The sequence below is a fragment of the Mycobacterium sp. genome (assembly GCF_051006775.1).
Classification (GTDB): Bacteria; Actinomycetota; Actinomycetes; order Mycobacteriales; family Mycobacteriaceae; genus Mycobacterium.
This window is the reverse complement of record NZ_JBPCSX010000124.1, coordinates 1-3940: the sequence shown is the minus strand read 5'-3', so window position 1 is coordinate 3940 and position 3940 is coordinate 1. Positions and strand designations below refer to the sequence as shown.

General features: G+C 66.5%; 5 protein-coding genes. 2 read left to right on the top strand and 3 right to left on the bottom strand.

Annotated elements, in window-relative coordinates; translation table 11 throughout:
* Nucleotides 1-1189, bottom strand: a 1189-nt coding sequence (locus tag ACR2JI_RS08865; protein WP_526389711.1) for a peroxidase family protein, incomplete at its 3' end; no start/stop codon positions are given.
* A complete protein-coding gene (locus tag ACR2JI_RS08860) occupies nucleotides 1167-1631 on the bottom strand; it encodes a Fur family transcriptional regulator (RefSeq protein WP_526389710.1) in 465 nt (154 codons plus the stop codon). The genes ACR2JI_RS08865 and ACR2JI_RS08860, both read right to left, overlap by 23 nt.
* 62 nt (nucleotides 1632-1693) lie before the next feature.
* On the opposite strand from ACR2JI_RS08860, the gene ACR2JI_RS08855 reads away from it, so the two are divergent.
* A complete protein-coding gene (locus tag ACR2JI_RS08855; protein WP_526389709.1) occupies nucleotides 1694-2575 on the top strand; it encodes a mycobacterial-type methylenetetrahydrofolate reductase in 882 nt (293 codons plus the stop codon).
* A 10-nt stretch (nucleotides 2576-2585) separates the two neighbouring features.
* Nucleotides 2586-3557 (top strand): o-succinylbenzoate synthase, encoded by a 972-nt coding sequence (locus ACR2JI_RS08850; RefSeq protein WP_526389708.1) that lies wholly within the window; start codon nucleotides 2586-2588, stop codon nucleotides 3555-3557.
* 8 nt (nucleotides 3558-3565) lie between these two features.
* Here the strand turns inward: ACR2JI_RS08850 and ACR2JI_RS08845 are convergent.
* The coding region (locus tag ACR2JI_RS08845) for an MOSC domain-containing protein (RefSeq protein WP_526389707.1) at nucleotides 3566-3940 on the bottom strand (375 nt) is incomplete at its 5' end.

Below are 3940 nucleotides of genomic sequence, written 5' to 3'. Positions count from 1 at the left end.
GCTTGAACCACGCCCTGGCGAAGGCGTCGGCCAGCTCCTCCGGGTGATCCAGCCAGCGCCGGGTGATCTTGCCGTAGGCCGGGTCGACCCTCATCGACACATCGGTCACCAGCATGGTGGGTTTGCGCTTCTTGCCGCCGAACGGATCGGGGATGATCGGATCGGCCTTGGTGGCCTCGTACTGCCACGCCCCGGCCGGGCTCTTGGTGAGATCCCATTCGTAGCCGTAGAGCGTCTCGAGGTAACCGTTGTCCCACTTGGTCGGGTTGGGCTTCCACACCACCTCCAAGCCGGAGGTGATGGCGTCCTTGCCGACGCCGCTGCCGAAGCTGCTCTTCCAGCCGATCAGCTGCTGCTCGATCGGGGCGGCCTCGGGATCCGGACCCACCAGGTCGGCATTGCCGGCGCCGTGAGTCTTGCCGAAGCTGTGGCCGCCGACGATCAGCGCCGCGGTCTCCTCGTCGTTCATCGCCATCCGGGCGAAGGTCTCGCGGATGTCGTGCGCGGCGGCAAGCGGATCGGGCTTGCCGTTGGGGCCCTCCGGGTTGACGTAGATCAGTCCCATCTGCACCGCACCGAGCGGATTGGCCAGGTCACGCTTGCCGCTGTAGCGCTGATCGCCGAGCCATTCCTCCTCCGGACCCCAGTACACCTCCTCGGGCTCCCAGATGTCGGGGCGGCCGAATGCGAAGCCGAACGTCTTGAATCCCATGGATTCCAGCGCGACGTTGCCTGCCAGCACGAGCAGGTCGGCCCAGGAGATCTTCTGGCCGTACTTCTGCTTGAGCGGCCACAGCAGCCTGCGGGCCTTGTCGAGGTTGGCGTTGTCCGGCCAGGAGTCCAGCGGAGCGAAGCGCTGCGAGCCCTCACCGGCGCCACCGCGGCCGTCAGCGATCCGGTAGGTGCCGGCGGCATGCCAGCTCAATCGGATGAACAAACCGCCGTAGTGGCCGTAGTCGGCGGGCCACCAGTCCTGCGACTGGGTCATCAGCGCGGTCAGGTCGCGCTTGAGGGCCTTGACATCAAGTTTCTTGAACTCCGTCGCGTAGTCGACGTCCTCGCCCAGCGGGTTGGCTTTGTTCGAACCGCCGTGGAGCACCGACACGTCAAGCTGGTTGGGCCACCAGTCTTGATTGGTCATCTGCCGGTTTACCGGGCACTTACTGTCAGACACTTGGTTCTCCCTCATTGGTGGATGAATTATTGATAGATGAATTCAATTCCTGAACGCAGTCGGGGCAGTGGCCCCAGTAGATGACCTCGGCTTCGTCGAGTACGAACCCATTGTCGTCGGAAGCCGCCAGGCACGGGGTGTATTCAACCGCACAGTCAACGTCGGTGATCACTGAGCAGCCACGGCAGACGATGTGGTGATGGTTGTCACCGACCCGGGTCTCGTAGCGGGCCACCGATCCGGAGGGCTGAATACGCCGCACGAGTCGTGCGGTTGTCAGCGCGGCCAGAACGTCGTAGACGGCCTGCCGGGAGACGTCGGGAAGTTGGTCGCGGACCGCGGCGAAGATGGTGTCAGTGTCGGCGTGCGGATGGCAGCCGACCACGTCGAGCACCGCAACCCGCGGCTTGGTGACCCGCAGATGCGCGCCTCGCAATGTAGCTGCGATGTCAGGCACGATTTGATCTTGAACCCTTTTCTGGAATGAGTCAAGAATGTCTTCCGGTAAGGTTGGCCAGCGTGTCTCTCTCGACGGTCGCGCTGGAATTGGTGCCGCCCAATGCCGACCGCAGCCTCACCGAACAGCTTGAGGAGGCCCGCAAAGTCTCGCGGCTGTCCGCCGAGGCCGGCGTCGGTATCGGTCACATCATGATCCCCGGGATGATCGACGAGGACGGCGGCCGTCCGGTCGAGATGAAGCCGAAACTCGACGTTCTGGACTACTGGCAGCTGATCTCCCCGGAGCTTCCCGGGATCCGGGGGCTGTGCACCCAGGTGACCGCATTCTCCGACGAAGCGACGCTACGTCGGCGGCTGACCGGTCTGGTCGATTCCGGCATGGATGGCATCGCCTTCGTCGGAGTGCCGCGCACCATGGCCGACGGCGAAGGTTCGGGCGTGGCGCCCACCGATGCCCTGGCGATGTACGCCGACCTGGTGCCCAACCGAGGCGCAATCCTGATCCCGACGCGGGCCGAGGAGTCCGGGCGCTTCGGATTCAAGTGTGACCGCGGAGCGACCTACGGTATGACGCAGCTGCTGTATTCGGACACCATCGTGGGGTTCCTGACCTCATTCGCCGCCGGCAGCGAGCACCGGCCCGAGATCCTGTTGTCGTTCGGTTTCGTGCCGAAGGTGGAAACCCGTGTGGGCCTGATCAATTGGCTCATCCAGGATCCCGGTAACGCCGCTGTTGCCGCCGAGCAGGATTTCGTCAGGGAACTGGCCGCTTCAGAGCCCTCGGTGAAGCGAACGATGATCCTCGACCTCTACAAGCGGGTGGTCGACGGCGTCGTCGATCTCGGCTTTCCGCTCAGCATCCACTTCGAGGCCACCTACGGCTACTCGGCGCCGGCCTTCGACACCTTCGCCGAGATGCTTGACTACTGGTCGCCGCGATGAAGACGCTGCCGTGAAAACGTGGATCGACTTCGACGACGCACCGGTCTTCGCGATCCCGCTCATCGATGCCATCGGCGGAGTGACGGTGTGCGAGGGCATGCTCATCGAGGGTCCGCAGGGGTGGGGCGAGTTCAGCCCGCCGGCCGGCGTCGCCGGTGAGCAGGCCGCGCGCTGGTTGACCGCCGCCATCGAGGCGGGCATCGTCGGCTGGCCTGATCCGCTGCGCGGCCGGGTGCCGGTGGCGGTGATCGTTCCGTCGGTGTCTCCGGAGCGAGCCGTCGAGATTGTTGTGGGGGCCGGATGCCGCACCGCCGCCGTGCAGGTGGGGGAGAGTTCACTGGCCGACGACATCGCCCGTGTCGAGGCGGTGCGCGACGCGCTGGGCGCGTCCGGTGCCATCCGGTGTGACGTGAACGGGGCCTGGGATCTCGAGACCGCCGCGTCCGCCGTGCCTGCTCTGGACCGCGCTGCCGGGGGACTGGAGTTCGTCGAACAACCCTGTGCCGCTGTGGAAGACGTCGCTCTGCTGCGGCGCCGGGTGCACGTGCCCGTCGCTGTGGATCAGTCGATCCGGGAGTCGTTGGATCCACTCGGCCCGGCCCTGACCGAGGCGGCAGATATCGCCGTGCTCACCGTTGGCGCCCTGGGCGGGGTGCGCCGGGCGCTGCGGATCGCTGAGAGTTGCGCGCTGCCATGCGTTTCGGCCGTCGCGGTGCAGAGCAGCGTTGCCATCGCCGGCGGGCTGGCCCTGGCCGGCGTACTGCCCGACGCCGGCTTCGCCCACTCCCTGGGCGGTGCACTGCTGCTCGCCGGAGATGTGGTCAGCGATGCCCGGCACCTGATCCCCATCGACGGATATCTGCCAGTGGCCCCGATGCCCCCGGGACCTGATGCGGCGCGGCTTGAGGAGTTCGCGGCGACCGACCCCGCGATGATCGCGCGGTGGCGGGAGTTGGTCGCGGCGGTGCAGAAGTATCTGTAGGGGGCGTCTCAGCGCCCACGCGGCATCGCCGCCGCAACCGCCTTCAAGACCGCCTTCTTCAGTGTCCCGGCAGCTGTTCCCGCCGTCGTCGCAACCGCGGACCGGTTCGGCGGGTCCAACCGCAGTACGTCACCCTCGGCGATGCGTCCGGCGCCGGCGATGGTGCCGTAGACCCCGAGACACCGGCGGGCATGGGCGGCAACGGTTCTGGTGATTTGCGGATCACGCGGCAGGCCGGGTTGATCGTGGGTGGGCATCACACATCGGATGGTCGGGATCATCGGCGCCAGCGCAGCATCCGGGGCGTGCAGAACTCCGCCGCACCAGGACAACTCGGGCTGCGCAGCGTCAGAAGGAGCGTCGATCAGGATGCTGGGCCGGAA